Genomic DNA, 16,642 nt, shown 5'->3' with positions numbered 1-16,642 from the left:
TTTCAAGGCTTTTTTGTTGGATTTTGATGAGTGTTGAAAATGGCGAAAACCACAATTTCATTTTCTACAATTTCATAGATAATAACAAAAGGGAATTTTTGAATATATGCCTCACGCAAATTTCCCTTCTTCAGAGGAAAGTGCAATGGGTTATTTTGAATTCTAAAGAGATAACCTTCAACCTTTTTTGTGAATTTTTCTCCCAGTCCAATTTGTCGGCTCTCGTACCATAATGCTGATTCAAGCAAATCAGCTTCAGCATTTGGTGATAGGGAAAGGTGATAAGTCATAATTTTTTCATCAATCTTTCTTTAACTTCTTCCCAAGAAGAAGTTTTTAGCTCACCATTTAAATACTTTTTGCGTTCTTCCTCAATTCTGTCATATACATATTCAGGAACTTCGGGATACTCGGTAGCTTCTAATTCGTAATCTTCTTCTTCCTCTTCTTCTGCATCAATGATTGCATTGAAAATACGGAGAATACGCTCATCTGCATCGTCAATATATTCGTGAATTCTTTTTCTGATTTCTAAAGTAGATTCCATTTCCTAAAACTTTAATTCTATCAAAATTACAAAATTATTTTATGCTTTTTGCAAGTTTTTTTTTCAGTAAAATCTAAAAAAGATCTTTGATAAACATTTGTTAAATGAATATTTTATCCATATCCGCTTGTAATTCAGGGAAGATATGGGAGGTTAAGATTTGTCCTTCAGAAACAGGTTTTAGACCTATGTATCTGTTGTCTTTCAGAATAAATATATTAATGGATTTTTCTTCAGGATATACTAACCAATATTCTAAAACACCTGCTTCCTGATAGAGGTCAAATTTTGAATCCATTTCTTTTTTAGAGTTGCCGGGCGATAGAATTTCAATAACTAAATCTGGTGCACCAACGCATTTTTTGCCGTCAGCAATTTTTTGCAAATCACAAATCACACATAGATCTGGCTGCACCACGGTGTAGATTTCGTTTTCTTCAGACGATTTTTTCTTATCAGTAAGTAAAACATCAAGAGGAGCATAAAATACTTTGCAGGATTTATCAAAAAAATAATGGTCGAGAACGCGGTTGATATTTCGTGAAATTTCCTGATGAGATACATTGGGCGCAGGACTCATTTTGAAAATTTTTCCTTTAATCAATTCCACTCTTTCTTTAAATTTCCATAAAATATAATCACTATAAGTGTAAGTTTTTTTTAAATCTAAATCATTAATATCTGTTACAAAATTTTCCATAGAATCAGAATTAGTCAAAACAAATTTAATGATATTTTCTCAATCCTATTCTTAAGGTAATTTCTCCAAAACCACCGCTGCATTACAACCTCCAAAACCCGAGGCGGTTTTCAAAATATATTTAATTTCTGCAGGTTGATTTTCTTTAATAATATTCAAATCCTGCGAAACGCCCATTTCTTCAAAGTTTTTAGATGGAATTAAAGTGTTTCTCAAAGCCGATTCCATAGAAATAATGCTTTCCAATAAACCTGATGCGCCTAGACAATGTCCGTAATAGCCTTTCATACTGTTCAGAGGAACATTTTGCAAATCCATTCGGTTGAAAGCGATGGCTTCCATTTCGTCGTTGTAAAGCGTTGCCGTTCCGTGAGCGGAAATAAAATTGATTCGGTCTGAAGAAACTTTGGCTTCTTTCATTGCATTTTGAATGCTGGCAAACAATCCGTCGCCGGTTCTTGATGGTCCGGAAATGTGGTTGGCATCATTAATTGCTGAGTCGCCCAGAATTTTAAACTTAAATTCTTCGTTCTCATTTAGTTCTGAAGTTATATAAACACTTGCAGTTGCTTCGCCCAGATTAATTCCATTACGGTTTTTGTCGTAAGGTTTGCAAGGTTCACTTCCAATAGCCTGAAAAGAATTGAAACCCGAAATTACAAATTCAGAAATCTCGTCTCCGGCAACGACGAAAGCGTCTTTGTATTTTCCTGCCTGAATCATATTTTTCGCCACAGAAATCACCATCACTCCGGAAACACAAGCGTTTGAAACAACAATCGGTTTGGTTTTAAATCCAAAAAAATCAGCCAGTTTCTGAGCTAATTTTGAAAGATAAACGCCTTCCGGTAAAGTAGTTTCGTTTTTTAATAAACTGATATTTCCTTTAGTCGTTGAAAGAATAAAAGCACTGTCATCTGAAATCGAATGTCTCTCAACTAAAGGTTTCAGACTCAACAAAAACATTTTTTCAAGTCTTGTGAAATCCTGATTGTCGAAGTGCTTATTGAATTCCTCTTCCAATTTCTCGAAATCAATTTTAGAAACAAAGAAAGCTTCGTGATTTTCTATGACCTTATGTAAAGCCACGCCGGATTTTCCTTCCAAAAGTGCGTTCCAGTTTGATTCCAAATCAAAACCCAAAGGCGTGACGCAGCTATAATCTGTAATGTAAATTTCTCTGTTCATTTATGAAATTTTCGATTCATATTTTAAAAAGCCTAAAGCTAATAGCCAATCGCCAACTATAATCCCATTTTATCTTTCCAGATCTGAAAAAACTCGGGATTGTACAGGCATAAATTATTTTCAGAATCCAGAAAAACCTGAATGGTTTCTCCACTGCAAACCAATAGATTTTGCTGATTAAAAATCTCGTATTTATAAATTAGTTTTGCCGAAACAGAATTGATGAAAGTCGTTACAATGTTGAATGTTTCGCCATATTTCAGGGGAAGAAAATGCTCGCACGTACTTTTCACAATCGGTGTTACAAATCCGGCGTTCTGAATATCGAGATAGGTCAAACCGTGCTGTCTTCCGAAAGCTTCTCTTCCGTCTTCAAAATACACGATGTAATGCCCGTGCCAGACGATTCCAAGCGGGTCTGTCTCGTTGAACCGGACGCGTACTTCTTCGGTACAAGTTAAATTTTTAGACTGCATTTTGTTTTGTTTTTAACCACAATGGGCACAAAGGTTTTCACAAAGGTCACCAATTATAATCAAATATATTCTGTTATAAATTCATTTTATTCGACTTTGCCAAAGTTCCAAACTTTGACAAATTTTTAATTCGTGATAGACTTGATATAACGTGAATTTCCCACGGAATCCCTAGCCCTGATGGGAACGGCATCCTTTTTTGTCATTGCGATTGCTGATAAGTTCAATTTTTTGGTTAACGTTGTTCGCAATGACAAAAAAGATATAGTGGACAGCAGGTTCCCGGCTCCTAAAAATCTTTACAGTGTTGAATCAAACACTATTTTGTTTCCTCTCATACAATAAAGAAATGCTGACCATCGCAATATAAAATAAAAATAAGAAAATCAGTTCTTTGGCAATTTCGCCAATGCCGCTGTTTCTCAAAATAATATCGTAGTACGCATTCAGTCCCCAGTTCATCGGGGAAAACTGCGCAATTTTCTGCATAAATTCAGGCATCAGGAAAACCGGAACCCAGATTCCGCCAATCGCCGCCAAAACCACAACCGAAGTCGCTCCAAACGGTGCCGACTGTTCCTGTGTGTCGGAAACGGTTCCAATCAAAACTCCAAATCCAATCGCTGCCAATCCTGCAAAAAGAGTGACAATGAGAAGGTGAAACATTTTTCCTGAAACATCAAACTGAGGTAAATTCATCAAAGGGAAAAGCCAAATTCCCACTGCAACCATCAGCAAAAACTGGATGACGCAAATGATGAGATAGGTGAATGTTTTTCCTAAAATATGAATGTAATACGGCGTCGGGCTCACGCGAACTCTAACGCTCGTTCCCTGACTTTTTTCTTTGACTAAATTAATCGACAACGGCACCACAATAAAGAAAATCGCAAACAGCGCCCACGCAGGAACGTTGTGTTGCACGGAATTCGGCATTACTTCTTCGTTGCCTTTGTTCGGCGTGATTTCTTTAAAGGTAATCAGACTTTTATTTTCAAGGTCTTCTGTTGTTCCGAGTTGGTCCTGGAAGGCTTTGTAGATTTTTTTATTTTCGATTTCAAAAACCATTTTGTTGATGGCATTCATCACAGAATTTTTGAAACCTGCGTTGGTGGCGGGGTCGAAATAGAGATGAATGTCTTTTGCCTTTGAAGCAACGGTTTTTGTCGAAGTTGAATCGGTTTCCAGGCCAAACGAGCTTACGATAGTCTGAACTTTAGAATCGATATTTGAATTTAAATCTTTCGTCAGATTTTTTGGAATGACGATGGCCATCTGATAATCACCCGTAAACACAACTTTCTCAGCCAATTTTTCGTTGTAATCCGTAACGAGTTCAAATGTTTTGCTTGTTTCCAGTTCTTTTTTGATGACTTTAGAAACTTCAGATTTATCATTGTCAATGAAAATAATCGGTATTTTCGAACCTTCCAGATTTTTGAATGTCGAATCCTGAATTAGAGTAATCGTAATAATCAACAGCAACGGCATCAGGAAAATAATGACAATTCCGCCGGAATCTCTCTTCAGTAACTGAATTTCCTTGATGAAACTTCTCCACAATTTATACAACATCTCTCAATTCTTTTCCGGTTAATGAAATGAAAACATCCTCCAGGTTTTCCGCATTGGCAACTCTTTCCACCAATTCTTCAGGAGTCCCTGTCGCGTGGATTTTCCCGTGGTCGATGATGGCGATTTTTGTACAGAATTCCTCAGCCTCAGAAAGGTGATGTGACGTGTAAATGATGCACGTTCCTTTTTTATTTAAATCTAAAAGATAATCAATAATCGCTTTTTTCGACTGAACATCAACGCCAACGGTCGGCTCGTCCAGAAACAAAACTTTCGGGTTGTGAAGTGTTCCGGCAATCAGATTGCAACGGCGTTTCATTCCGCCTGAAAACTGGTCGACTTTTTTGTTGGCAAATTTCGTTAAGCCCATCAATTCCAAAGCTTCATCGATGGCTTTGTGAAGATAACCGTTCTTCAAACCATACAGACTTCCGAAAAACAAAAGGTTTTCTTTCGCTGTCAAAGTCGGGTAGAGCGCATATTCCTGAGGAACAACGCCGATGATTTGTTTGATTTTCGAATTATCTTTTCTAGGCGACAAACCGTTGATGGTAAAACTTCCTGAGGTTGGTTTAATCAAACCTGAAAGCATAGAAATCAAAGTGGTTTTCCCCGCTCCGTTGGGACCGAGAATTCCATAGATTTCGTTTTTATCGATGTTCAAAGAGATATCATTAACCGAAAAATCTTCCGAGTTTTTGTATTTCTTGTAGAGGTTTTTTATTTCGATGATATTCTCCAAACTATATCGCTTTTCTCAATTTCTTGTAAAACGCCTCCTCCAAATCGGCAATATGCAACATCGATTTTGAAAGCTGATTGTAAATATCGCTTTTCGAATTTCTGTTTTTGTAAACTCTTGCAATATCCACAGCAAAGTCTCTCCAAAGGTCACCAATTGCGGTAATTTCTTTAGATAATTCTTTTAATTCTTCATTTTTTAGAATCACTGCCGCTTCCTGTAAAAAAGCGCCGTAAATAAACCTGAATCCGCCACCGCCGGTTCCGATTTCTTCCTGCATTCTAATGAGTTGTCCGAGGTAATGGTTGGTCACTTTTGTTCCTTTTTTTTCCGCCCATTTCGGGATGCTTTTCGCCACCCAACGCATTGCTTTGACTCCGATAATCGGAACTGGAGCCAACATATTTTTGCAGGTGTCCTTTATCCCTCTTTTGATAGCTTCTTCCAGATGAACATTCTCAGGGATGTGTGTCGGGAAATACATATGACCTTTTGGAGCGAGTGCACCTTTGGCATAACGGACTTTTTCAAGTTCGGCTTCGGTCAGAGTGGTTGCGAAATCCATCACAGGGTCGCTGATGAGGAATTTTCCGTCCTCTTTTCCGTAAACCACTAAGTTGTGGGCGTTGAAATGGAATTTATATTCTTCAGGAAAATAAGTCAAGTTAAAAACGCCAACCTGCAAACCTGTCGGGATATTTTGTTCTAAATTTTTCTCCAAAGCAGCTTGCGCTTCCTTCGGATTTGAAAATTTAATTCTTTTGATTTTAATTCCTAACCTTTTTGCGGCTTTACTGAAAATAGCTCCCGGCATTGGTCGGTAACTGAAACCCGGCGCAAAATTCACTTTTAGAAAAGGCAAATACACGAAAAACAATCCCGAACCGATTCCGAAAATCATTGGTTCGCTGAGTTTTAAACCTCTGTTTAGAAGTAAATTGGAGGCAACACCGTTTTCGCAGTGGGCTGTCTGATGGTGTTCGAAATTTATTTTCATTCGTTGTTTCTTTAAAACCCCTTCAGAGTTCAAAACTCTGAAGGGGTTATTTATTTCATTATTTCCCGTCAAAATTTTTCAATTCATCTACCGAAATTCCGAACGTGTCGGCGTATTTTTTCAAAGTAGAATCGCTGAGTTTTTTAAATATAGTCGGTTTTGCGTGTCGTTTGACTGTCCATTGCCACTTTCCGACGTATGCTGCAAGAACCTGCAAATCCATTTTGTTGAGTTCCATAAAATAGATGATTGGGCTCACGACATTATTCGCCACATTTTGTTTGGCTTCTTCAATTCTTTCGTTAATGAGCGCCATAGATTCATCTAAGGCTGCTTTTTTGGCTTCCCAACCGATGCTTTGCGCGGTGGTGTAATTGTTATTTTCATCAGTCACATATAACATTTCGGTCATATTTGCTGACTGCAAATTACTTTCGTCTTGTGGAATGTCTTGTTTTTTCACCCAAAAAATATTGATGTTTATGATAAGTAGATGAAGTTTTTTCTTCTACTTTCTAATTGTTTTTCCAATGCGCTAAAATAATAAAAATGCAGGACATAGGATACTGGAATGTATTGATGATAATTGCCAGTATTTAAGACAAATTTTTAGTAATTCATCTTGATTTGATATTTAATTACATCATAAATACATTGAACTTGTGTCCATCAGGATCTGAGAAAGTAAATCCGTAATAATTGTCACCAAATTCTTTCGGTTCAGATTCTATTTTTCCGCCGGCGTTTTTCACAGAGTCTGCCCAATCATCAACTTCTTCTTTTGTTTCCGCAGATAAAGTGAAAATAATTTCATTGGAATTCGGATTGTTAAAAAATTTGAGATCTGTATTTTTCTCCAAAATATCTTTTAGGAAAAAATGAATCACAAAATTGTTGTCACTAAAGAAAAAGCTGGTCAAATCATTGGAGCGACCATTAGATTTAAATCCTAATGCATTGTAAAACTCTGTGGTACGGTCAAGATTTTCTACAGCAAAGTTTGCCCAAATCATTTTACTTTTCATAAGATATTTTTATTGGATTATTAAGTAACCGAGTGCAAAATCTATTCCCAGCGAGTGTATATTTCATTAAAACATATTACAATATTAAGATTACTGATGATTTAAAGCTGAGAAAAAATTTAATTAAAATAATAACTGCTCCATTGGAGCAAAACGTTTGTAGGAAAAATTAAATGTAATTAAAGGAGAGCTGCGTAGAAGTGGAAGTCTAGACCGGTTATTACAAATGTTCTTCAACTGTAACAAAACTAACCTTTTTCTACACTAATCATTTAATTAAAATGATTTAATCAATTCTACTATGAAGAAAGTTTTTATTTCTCTTTCATTCTTTTTCATGATCAGTGCAATGGCGCAGAAATTTGATACACAAACCGTGACCGACAGTCAGGGTTATACATATGAAACTGTAAAAAATGATCTTGCAGGAGTGAGAGTCTATACTTTAAAAAACGGACTGAAAGTCTATCTCGCAAAGAATGACGATGCTCCCAGAATTCAGACGTATGTGCCTGTAAGAACGGGTTCAAACAATGATCCAGGCGATAATACCGGATTGGCGCATTACCTTGAACACATGGTTTTCAAAGGAACTTCTCATTTGGGAACTCAGGATTGGGCAAAAGAAAAGGTGCTGTTGCAGCAGATTTCTGATCTTTACGAACTGCACAAAGCAGAAAAAGATCCTGAAAAGAAAAAAGTACTTTACAAAAAGATCGATGAAGTTTCTCAGGAAGCTTCAAAGTATGCGATTGCTAATGAATATGATAAAGCAATTTCATCTTTGGGAGCAACAGGAACCAATGCTCATACCTGGTTAGACGAAACAGTTTACAAAAATAATATTCCAGCAAACGAGCTTGAAAAATGGCTGAAAGTTGAAAAAGAACGTTTTTCTGAATTGGTTTTAAGACTTTTCCATACAGAATTGGAAGCGGTTTATGAAGAATTCAACAGAGCTCAGGATAATGACAGTCGATTGGTAAATTATGCTTTAATGGAAGCACTTTTCCCAAAACATCCAAACGGTCAGCAGACTACAATCGGGACTTCGGAACATTTGAAGAGTCCATCAATGGTCGCGATTCACAAGTATTTTGACACATATTATGTGCCTAATAATATGGCGGTAGTTTTAGTAGGAGATTTAGATTTCGACAAAACGATAAAATTAGTTGATCAATATTTCGGGTCGTTCAAATACAAAGAACTTCCGATGAAGAAAATGGTTTCTGAGCAGCCGATGACTCAGGTGGTGACAAGAACTGTAAAAAGTCCTTCTGCACCGAGAATGACGATGGCTTGGAGATCTGATTCTTACGGAACCAAAGATGCGAGATTGGCAAGTATGGTTGGTGAAATTTTAAGCAATAGCGGTGATGCTGGTTTAATTGATTTAAATATTAGCCAAAAGCAAAAAGTATTAAGCGCAGGAGCTTACGAATCTCCTTATAAAACATACGGAGCATTTACATTATATGTGGTTCCTAAAGAAGGACAAAGTTTTGATGAGGCTAAAAAATTATTGTTGGATCAGTTAGATTTAATTAAAAAAGGTCAGTTTCCGGATTGGATGATGAAAGCAATCATCAACGATATGAAAGTACAGCGTATGAAAGGTTGGGAAACTGCAGACGGTCTGGCTACAACGCTGTATAAAGCTTACATCAACGAAAGAACTTGGCAGCAGGAATTGGATGAGATCAATGATTATGAGAAAATCACCAAAGCTGATATTGTAAAATTTGCGAATGAGTTTTTCAAAGACAATTACGTAGTTGTTTATAAAGAAAAAGGAGTCAATGATAAATTGGTACGTGTACAGAATCCGGCGATCACACCAATTAAATTGAACAGAGAAGCGCAGTCGCCTTTCCTTAAAGATATTTTAGGAACAAAAGCAGGAGACATCAAACCTCAGTTTATTGATTACAAAACAGCAATCGCTACTTCTGAAATTAAGGATAAAAGGGTAAGTTTCGTTAAAAACAAATACAATGAAGTTGCTCAGGTCAATTATATTTTCCCTTTCGGGTCAGATAATGACAAAGAATTGAGTCTTGGCGTAAGTGTTCTACAATATCTTGGAACCGATAAATATACTCCTGAACAGCTGAAAGAAGAATTCTACAAATTAGGAATTTCAAACAGCTTCAGAACTTCAAACGACCAAACCATCATTACTTTAAGCGGACTGGAAAGCAATATGAAGAAAGGGGTAGAATTGTTAAACCACTGGATGACCAACGTGAAAGCCGATAAAGCAGTCTACGATCAGACGGTAAAAACAATTCTTGAATCAAGAGAAGTTGCCAAAAAAGACAAAACAAGAATTATGGCTGCACTTTCCAATTATGCGAAATATGGGAAAGATTCAAGAATGACAGATATTATTTCTAAGCAGCGTCTGGAAAGCATCAACGTGAATGAACTAATGTCTAAAATAAAGACCTTAAACCAATATCCTTACGAGATTTTCATTTACGGAGAAGATCAGAAAGGCTTGGAAAAAGCAGTAAAACCATTCATTGCCGATACAAAAATGCAGCCTGCAAAAGCTAAAGTATATGCAGAACCTATGACAGAAGGTAAAGTGTATTTCACAGCTTATGACATGGTGCAGATGGAAATGGCTAAAGTAGCAAAAGCTCAGAATGTTGACCTAGCTAACTTTGGGAAAGTAAACGTATTCAACGAATACTTCGGTCGCGGATTGTCGTCTATCGTTTTCCAGGAGATCAGAGAAAGTAAGTCATTGGCTTATTCGGCTTATGTGTCTTATGCGACTGCTTCTGAAAAAGATCATCCGAATTATGTGACCAACTACATTGGAACTCAGGCCAACAAATTACCTCTTGCTGTAAGCGCAATGAATGATCTGATGGCAGATTTTCCACAAATTCCGGCGCAGTTTGAGAATTCTAAAGGTTCGGCTTTGAAGCAGATTGCATCAAACAGAATCAACAGAACCAATATTTTCTACAATCAACTGGCATTGAAAAAACTGGGCGTTGATTACGATATCAGAAAAGATATCTATGCTGAGATTCAGACATTAAGTCTGCCTCAACTGACAAGCTTTTATAATTCAGGTATCAAACCATTGAAGTACAACACCGCCATCATCGGGAAGAAAGAAAACCTGAATATGGAATCCATAAATAAAATGGGTGAGTTCAAAGAAGTGACCCTTGAAGAAATTTTCGGATATTAGTTTTTTTATTAATATAAATTGTTTGAAGTGAAGCAGAAATGCTTCACTTTTTTTGTTTAGTTTATTGGAAAGGATTAACAAAATAACACTTGTATCATTTTATTTTCATTAAATATTAAATTGCAATAGATTTAATAAAAATTAACATTTTTTTCGCATAATACGATAATAATGTCAAAATATTATTTAATTTTATTCTGTAAAAATGTATTGATATGAAATCACCAAATTACATCTTCAATATACTTTCCATTACATCGTTATTGGGAATCATTAGCTGCAATAAGCCTAAAGATAAAAAAACCACGAATATAGATGCCCAAAAAGCGGTACAGGATTCTTCATTAATCCCTGAATCTAAAATCTCTAACAAACCTTCTTTCGACAGCAATACCGTCGAAGATTCTTTAGCGCTAAAAATAAAAGATTTCATCACTTCACAATATTTAAAACCTGAAGACCTAAAAATAATAGATGCGTCTGCGAGAAAATTTAATCTGTATCAGATAGACTTGAACAATGATGATAAAAAAGAGGTTTTCATCAACTTTTTTACGCCTTATTTCTGCGGTTCAGGAGGTTGTACATTGGTGCTTTTAGATAGCGATTTGAAATTAATCAGTAAATTCACCGTTACCCGAACTCCGATAACTATTGATTCGAAGACGGAAAATGGCTGGAAAGTTCTCTGGATTCAGGATGGAAACGACTGGAAAATTTTGACCAATAAAAGCGGAAAATATCCATCAAATCCATCAATGATCAAACCTACAAAAGAAGTTCCGGAAAGCAATGCCGTGAAAATTTTTGATAACAATACCTCAAAAACATATTCATTCTAAAAATCATTACTATGAAAAAATCAATATTCATGGCACTCTTTTTTGTGCTTTTTTCATTAACTAAATTTTACGGTCAGAAGATTACTGATGGCGCAACGGTAGATGTGAGCGGTTTGGCTGTTACGTTTAATATTCTAAACAAAGAATCTGTCAGTGTCGGTGGAAAAAATTTTGACCGCTATAAAGTTTCTGCAACGGTAACCAACAATAGTGGTAAAAGCATCAATATGAGATTAGCTAATGCTCCTCAAATTGTTATGAATATCGGCTTGGTTGAAGTTAATTGCATTAATGCAACCGGGGCTAAACTGACTTCAAAAAAAATTGATTTAAAGCCAAAACCACACAATCTCAATGTTACATACTGGGCATACAATAAAGACGGGAAATATGAAAGTTCGGTAATTCCTGTGATTGCTGGGTATTATCTTGATCCGGGAGATACCGTAAGTGAAACCGGAATTTTCATTGTTCCACAAGGAGAGGCTCCAGATGTTTCCGTGAGAAAATTGCAGTAGTTTTTAATCTTAAATTATTCAAATGAAAAATTTCCTTTATCTCATCATAGCCTGTTTATCTGCAATTTCGTGCATTCGGGAGGCTCCGCTGAATCCAGAAGCTGATATTGAAGAATTTACAATTGATGCACAATTTCTATCATCATCTACCATCATTGATCAGGCAAACAGTAAAATTTTGATCTATTTGAAACCGGATGCTTATCAAAGTGGAGTTTCGCCTACATTAAAGTTGTCAAAAGGTGCAACGGTAAGTCCGGCTTCCGGAACGCTCATTAATTTTAGTCAGCCGGTTTTCTATACTGTACAGTCAGAATCGGGTGAGAATCAGAAAACCTACGAAATTGAAGTAGTGGAAATAGGAAACTGGACCTTCAACTTTGAAACATGGACGGCCAATTCTACAGATAAATATGAATATCCGCTTGATAATAATGTTCAGCTTTGGTCGTCAGGAAATCCTGGTGCAGCTTTGGCTGGTGTTGCTCAGCAAGCAGATGCATATCCTACAAAATCCACAATCAACGGTTTGAACGGAACTAAAGCTGCAGAAATGCGTACCATTCCCGGAACTACACTTTCAGAGTTTTTAGGGATTAAATTGATTCCGGGATCATTCTTTTTGGGCGACTTTAATTCTAATCAGGCACTTATTAATCCATTGGCTGCCACGGAATTTGGGCAACCTTATTTTGAATTGCCGGATAAATTCACGGGATATTACAAGTATGCACCCGGAACAACTTTTCAGGATCAGAATGGAAATGCAGTATCTGGACAGACTGACAGATTCTCACTGTACGCAGTTTTGTATAACGGGCCAACAAGATTAAACGGAACAAACATTAACACGTCAGACCAAGTAGTAGCAAGAGCTGAACTTCCGAATAATACTTCTCCTACAGCGTTTACACGATTTGAAGTTCCTTTCAACTATATTCCCGGCAAAACTCCGGGGAATAATCTGATGGTTGCTATTGTAGCTTCATCAAGTTATCAAGGTGATCAGTATCGTGGTGCGATTGGCAGCAAATTGACGGTTGACAGTTTAAGGATCATAGCAAAATAATATGAAAAAAATATTTTACCTTACAATAGCTATTGTTATTATGCTGAGTTTTAAATTGAATGCACAGGATTTAAATAAGCAAGACAGTGTCAAGAAATTTCAATTCCGAGTGACGGCGGGTCTCAATGTCGGTGGATTGACGCCAATTCCTTTACCAAATAATATACGGAAGGTCAAAAGTTATAATCCGGACTTCAATCCGTCTATAGGGTTGGAGGGTTTGTATAAATTTCATAAAAAATGGAGTGTTGGGATCAATCCGAGAATCGAATACAAGGGAATGAAAGTAAAAGACAGTGTGCTGTACTTTCATACGATGATTCAAGAGGGAGAAGGTCCTGAAGCGGCTTCATTTGAAGGTGACTTTACAGGAACTAATTATACAGAAGCCAAGAATCTATATCTCGGAACTCCTGTCTTTGTGCAGTTTACTCCAGGAAAAAAATGGCATTACAGGTTGGGAGGATATTTTGCATTTCTTTTAAAGTCCGAATTTCAGGGAAATGTTTCAGACGGCTACATCAGAAATGGAGGTTCTAAAGGTGAGAAAGTAACGATTTCATCCGCAACTTTTGACTTTTCAGACAAAATAAAAAAGTTTGATTATGGTCTGTATGCCGGTGTCAAAAGAGATATTTGCGAAAGATTTTCTCTTGATCTGAGCCTGCAATGGGGATTGGGATCTGCTTTTCCGTCCTCCTTTACCGGTATAAGTTTCCCAATGCATAATATTTTTGCCCAGATTGGTGGCGGATATAGATTTTAAAATGAGAGATTTTAATAAAACTATAAAGGAATTCAATTTTTTATATGTTATGGCGTCTTATTCAATTTATCTAACCATCATATCCAAATGCTAAGAGAATTATTCCGACCAGAGGAATTGCCAAGATTAAATACATCAAGTAGCTCACAAAACTTCTCAGGAATACTTTCTTCAAAATCATTTTATTAAAAAATTGTTTATTCGTCCAAAAAATCAGAATAAAATCAATCAAGAAAAGAATGTTAGTAATAATATTAAAACCAGACTTGTCCTTTACAAAGTATAAAACTGGTAGAAACAGAATGTGAACACCCAGTCTTTGAGAAGTTTTAAATGCTTCAAAAATTATGAATTCATAAAAATTATAACCTGTTTTTTTAAACATGATATAGGTAGTCAATGCATACATAGGAATGGTGGCAACAACGAACCAGTAGTAATGCTCGAAAATCTTTTCTAATATAAGACCTGAAGATTCGTCTATTGCAGATCTATTATTTAAATCTAATAAATGATAAATTAAAGCATAAATCGTTGCAAGGATGATCACCATAGAAATAGGCCTGAAATGATTGACTCGTTTTCCTTCGATGTAATCATGAATGATATAACCGGGTTTTTCAAACAGCTTTTTTAAAGAATATCCAATTCCTTTATCATAGTGCAAAAGCCCATGTTGGATATCCTCCCATAGAAATTCATGATTGATTCGCTTGGTTTTCGCCGACTGTCCGCATTGATTGCAGTAGTTTCCCTCAAATGAGTTTCCGCAGTTTTTACATATAGTCATAGAATGATTTTAATTTTCTAATAAATTTAAATAACCGGAAATACTTTTTAGTAGATATAAAACTACTATTTATTTTTTTTAATTTTATTAAAATTAAGATTGAATTGCATAGAAATCTAATTTTTCATTCAAAAATCTGATTATTGTTATTGCATACATATTGTTTGTGCATTATTGACGCAAAATTTAAAATTATTCAACCATGAGAAACAGATTATTTGGTTTTTTGATATGTGTCGTATCTTCATCATTTTGCAAAGCGCAAGACAGCCTTTCTCTAGATACAAATTCTCAATCATCAGTTCAGGAAGCAAAAGCTAATTTGCAGACATCATTTTTCCGGAGAGAATGGGTGAAGAAGTCTACGGCTCCGGTTCTGTTTTTCACAGCTTCAGCTGCAACATGGGGTGAGAGAAAAAATATTCGGGAGATCAGAAACCGATATATTCCCACTTTCAAAGTAGGATATGATAATTATCTTCAATATGCGCCGACTGCTGCAGTTTACGGATTGAAACTGGCAGGAGTAAAAGGTCGGAATAATATCGGAAGAGCTACACTTTCTTACGCTGCAAGTATAGGAATCATGGGGCTTCTTGTAAATTCGTTAAAATACACTGCAAAAGTTGAACGTCCCGACGGATCCAGCAAAAACTCATTCCCTTCAGGTCATACCTCTATGGCATTTACTAATGCAAGTTTCCTGCATAAAGAATACGGTTTGGTCAATTCTGCGTACAGTATCGGAGGTTATAGCGCGGCTGCAATTACAGGATTAGGGAGAAATTTAAATAATCGACATTGGATCTCAGACGTTCTCGCGGGAGCGGGGATCGGGATTATTTCTACAGAATTAGGATATTTTTTTATTGATAAAATTTATAAAAATAAAGGTGATAACTTAGGAATGTTGGCTGGTATTGAAGGAAACGGAAACCCGTCTTTTCTTTCATTAAAATTGGGAACCGCTCTCTCGACGACGAATTTTCTGAAAGAATCTGAGTTGAGCGATAAAAAAGAAGTCGGTTTTGAAACAGGAATTGAAGGCGCTTATTTTTTCTCTAAAAATTGGGGAATCGGCGGAGATTTCAGTTTCAGCAGCTTCCCTGTAAAGCCGGTGGAATTTCCGCTTGATGAAGAATTGGGAAATTTTGATGTGACGACAGAATCTCTGGGGTTTCTCAATTTTGGAATCGGACCTTATTATTCTCATGAATTTTCAGAAAAACTGCAATTAACATTAAAAGCCACCGCCGGATATTCTTCACCCGCAAGTGGAAAAGTAATTGTTAAAAGCGAGCTTTTCGATTTGCCGAATAACGAATTTCAGGTCGCAGAATACAAACCATCCAGCAGTTTCCGATGGAATAGTGGAGCTGCTTTAACTTATAAATTTAATCCTGAATTGGGTATCACTTTATACGCAGATTATAATCAGACTCAATCAACAATCACGTATCATTTTAATGAAATTCTACAAAATGATGACGATCTAAGTGATGATCTTAATGATGATTATGCAAAAGAGAAAATTAATTATGTGTCGATAGGACTTAAATTATCAGCATATTTTTAAATAAATAAAAGTTGCTCAGTGATGGATAGCTTTGTTTGTTTTCGGTTGTATTTAAAACTACTAAACACTCGCTTTCATAAGATTGACGCTCATCAATTCAAACTCAACCTCATGATCTTGAAGTTTGGGATTACTGATTTTTTTAAAATTAAGTCTTTCTAAAAGTTTAACAGCCGGATGATTATCTCGATCTGTTATTGCCCAAATTCGTTTAAGCCCCATTTCCTTAATTCCAAAATCGCTTGCTAATGATAATGCTTGTGTCATATAACCCTTTCCTTTTGAGTGAGAAAGTAGAACGCAACCCAATTCTCCACCTTCATTTTCAAATCCTTGATAATAACCACAAGTTCCTAGAATCTGATTGGTAATCTTATCTGCAATTCCCCAATGAATAGAATTTCCATTAATATAATCTTGGTCTATTTTATCTTGCATTTCAATTGCTGTCTCTACTGTTGTCGCCTTTACTGCATCGTAATAAGATATTTCCAAAAGATCATTCATATCTGCAGATCTGATACTTCTAAGCAATATTTTTTCGTTTGAGAGTGTAGGGAAAGTAGAATAGGGTGGGGTTTTCATTGGGTTTTCTTTATAATTTTGTAAAGAATAAT

At 36.1% G+C, this 16,642-nt stretch carries 18 protein-coding genes; 6 read left to right on the top strand and 12 right to left on the bottom strand.

Going from position 1 to position 16,642, the window contains the following annotated elements:
- Nucleotides 1–2: 2 nt before the first annotated feature.
- The 10 genes from NZ698_RS08395 to NZ698_RS08350 form a co-directional block, all read right to left on the bottom strand.
- On the bottom strand, nucleotides 3–290 hold the full coding sequence (locus NZ698_RS08395; RefSeq protein ID WP_263002662.1) for a type II toxin-antitoxin system RelE/ParE family toxin: 288 nt from the start codon (nucleotides 288–290) through the stop codon (nucleotides 3–5).
- Complete coding sequence (locus tag NZ698_RS08390) at nucleotides 287–547, bottom strand: hypothetical protein (protein ID WP_263002661.1); 261 nt, start codon at nucleotides 545–547, stop codon at nucleotides 287–289. The genes NZ698_RS08395 and NZ698_RS08390 overlap by 4 nt, the downstream gene beginning before the upstream one ends.
- Nucleotides 548–647: 100 nt before the next feature.
- Nucleotides 648–1,247: a Uma2 family endonuclease gene (locus NZ698_RS08385; RefSeq protein WP_263002660.1), complete on the bottom strand. Its 600-nt coding sequence runs from the start codon at nucleotides 1,245–1,247 to the stop codon at nucleotides 648–650.
- 51 nt (nucleotides 1,248–1,298) lie between these two features.
- Entirely contained in the window at nucleotides 1,299–2,435 is a 1,137-nt protein-coding gene (locus NZ698_RS08380; protein WP_263002659.1) for a beta-ketoacyl synthase N-terminal-like domain-containing protein, read from the bottom strand.
- Between the two features lie 56 nt (nucleotides 2,436–2,491).
- On the bottom strand, nucleotides 2,492–2,911 hold the full coding sequence (locus tag NZ698_RS08375) for an acyl-CoA thioesterase (protein ID WP_263002658.1): 420 nt from the start codon (nucleotides 2,909–2,911) through the stop codon (nucleotides 2,492–2,494).
- Nucleotides 2,912–3,223: 312 nt separating this feature from the next.
- Complete coding sequence (locus NZ698_RS08370) at nucleotides 3,224–4,486, bottom strand: ABC transporter permease (RefSeq protein ID WP_263002657.1); 1,263 nt, start codon at nucleotides 4,484–4,486, stop codon at nucleotides 3,224–3,226.
- Nucleotides 4,476–5,228, bottom strand: coding sequence for an ABC transporter ATP-binding protein (locus NZ698_RS08365; protein WP_263002656.1), 753 nt, complete (start codon nucleotides 5,226–5,228; stop codon nucleotides 4,476–4,478). The genes NZ698_RS08370 and NZ698_RS08365 overlap by 11 nt, the downstream gene beginning before the upstream one ends.
- Before the next feature lies 1 nt (nucleotide 5,229).
- Complete coding sequence (darH, locus tag NZ698_RS08360) at nucleotides 5,230–6,225, bottom strand: BtrH-related acyltransferase DarH (RefSeq protein WP_263002655.1); 996 nt, start codon at nucleotides 6,223–6,225, stop codon at nucleotides 5,230–5,232.
- Nucleotides 6,226–6,283: 58 nt separating this feature from the next.
- Nucleotides 6,284–6,688: a flexirubin biosynthesis protein DarG gene (DarG, locus tag NZ698_RS08355; protein WP_263002654.1), complete on the bottom strand. Its 405-nt coding sequence runs from the start codon at nucleotides 6,686–6,688 to the stop codon at nucleotides 6,284–6,286.
- Nucleotides 6,689–6,863: 175 nt separating this feature from the next.
- Nucleotides 6,864–7,250: a VOC family protein gene (locus NZ698_RS08350; RefSeq protein ID WP_263002653.1), complete on the bottom strand. Its 387-nt coding sequence runs from the start codon at nucleotides 7,248–7,250 to the stop codon at nucleotides 6,864–6,866.
- A 301-nt stretch (nucleotides 7,251–7,551) separates the two neighbouring features.
- Between NZ698_RS08350 and NZ698_RS08345 the strand changes: the two genes are divergently transcribed.
- The 5 genes from NZ698_RS08345 (at nucleotide 7,552) to NZ698_RS08325 (ending at nucleotide 13,659) form a co-directional block, all read left to right on the top strand.
- The gene (locus NZ698_RS08345) at nucleotides 7,552–10,464 is read left to right on the top strand and encodes a M16 family metallopeptidase (RefSeq protein WP_263002652.1); all 2,913 of its coding nucleotides are present in this window, start codon (nucleotides 7,552–7,554) and stop codon (nucleotides 10,462–10,464) included.
- Nucleotides 10,465–10,679: 215 nt separating this feature from the next.
- The gene (locus NZ698_RS08340) at nucleotides 10,680–11,306 is read left to right on the top strand and encodes a COG3650 family protein (protein WP_263002651.1); all 627 of its coding nucleotides are present in this window, start codon (nucleotides 10,680–10,682) and stop codon (nucleotides 11,304–11,306) included.
- An 11-nt stretch (nucleotides 11,307–11,317) separates the two neighbouring features.
- Nucleotides 11,318–11,824 (top strand): hypothetical protein, encoded by a 507-nt coding sequence (locus NZ698_RS08335; protein ID WP_263002650.1) that lies wholly within the window; start codon nucleotides 11,318–11,320, stop codon nucleotides 11,822–11,824.
- A 22-nt stretch (nucleotides 11,825–11,846) separates the two neighbouring features.
- Nucleotides 11,847–12,893: a PCMD domain-containing protein gene (locus NZ698_RS08330; protein ID WP_263002649.1), complete on the top strand. Its 1,047-nt coding sequence runs from the start codon at nucleotides 11,847–11,849 to the stop codon at nucleotides 12,891–12,893.
- A gap of 1 nt (nucleotide 12,894) precedes the next feature.
- Nucleotides 12,895–13,659 (top strand): porin family protein, encoded by a 765-nt coding sequence (locus NZ698_RS08325; protein WP_263002648.1) that lies wholly within the window; start codon nucleotides 12,895–12,897, stop codon nucleotides 13,657–13,659.
- 70 nt (nucleotides 13,660–13,729) lie between these two features.
- Here the strand turns inward: NZ698_RS08325 and NZ698_RS08320 are convergent, their stop codons facing one another.
- Nucleotides 13,730–14,449 carry a DUF3667 domain-containing protein gene (locus NZ698_RS08320; protein ID WP_263002647.1) on the bottom strand — a complete coding sequence of 240 codons (720 nt, stop codon included), beginning with the start codon at nucleotides 14,447–14,449 and terminating at the stop codon, nucleotides 13,730–13,732.
- Nucleotides 14,450–14,651: 202 nt separating this feature from the next.
- On the opposite strand from NZ698_RS08320, the gene NZ698_RS08315 reads away from it, so the two are divergent.
- Entirely contained in the window at nucleotides 14,652–16,025 is a 1,374-nt protein-coding gene (locus NZ698_RS08315) for a phosphatase PAP2 family protein (RefSeq protein WP_263002646.1), read from the top strand.
- Nucleotides 16,026–16,085: 60 nt separating this feature from the next.
- On the opposite strand, the gene NZ698_RS08310 is transcribed toward NZ698_RS08315, so the two are convergent.
- On the bottom strand, nucleotides 16,086–16,610 hold the full coding sequence (locus NZ698_RS08310; RefSeq protein ID WP_263002645.1) for a GNAT family N-acetyltransferase: 525 nt from the start codon (nucleotides 16,608–16,610) through the stop codon (nucleotides 16,086–16,088).
- Between the last annotated feature and the right edge of the window lie 32 nt (nucleotides 16,611–16,642).

The organism is Chryseobacterium edaphi, assembly GCF_025628985.1.
In the GTDB taxonomy this organism is placed as follows: domain Bacteria; phylum Bacteroidota; class Bacteroidia; order Flavobacteriales; family Weeksellaceae; genus Chryseobacterium; species Chryseobacterium edaphi.
Note: the sequence above shows the minus strand (reverse complement) of the source record. Positions and strands in the feature narration are given on the sequence as shown.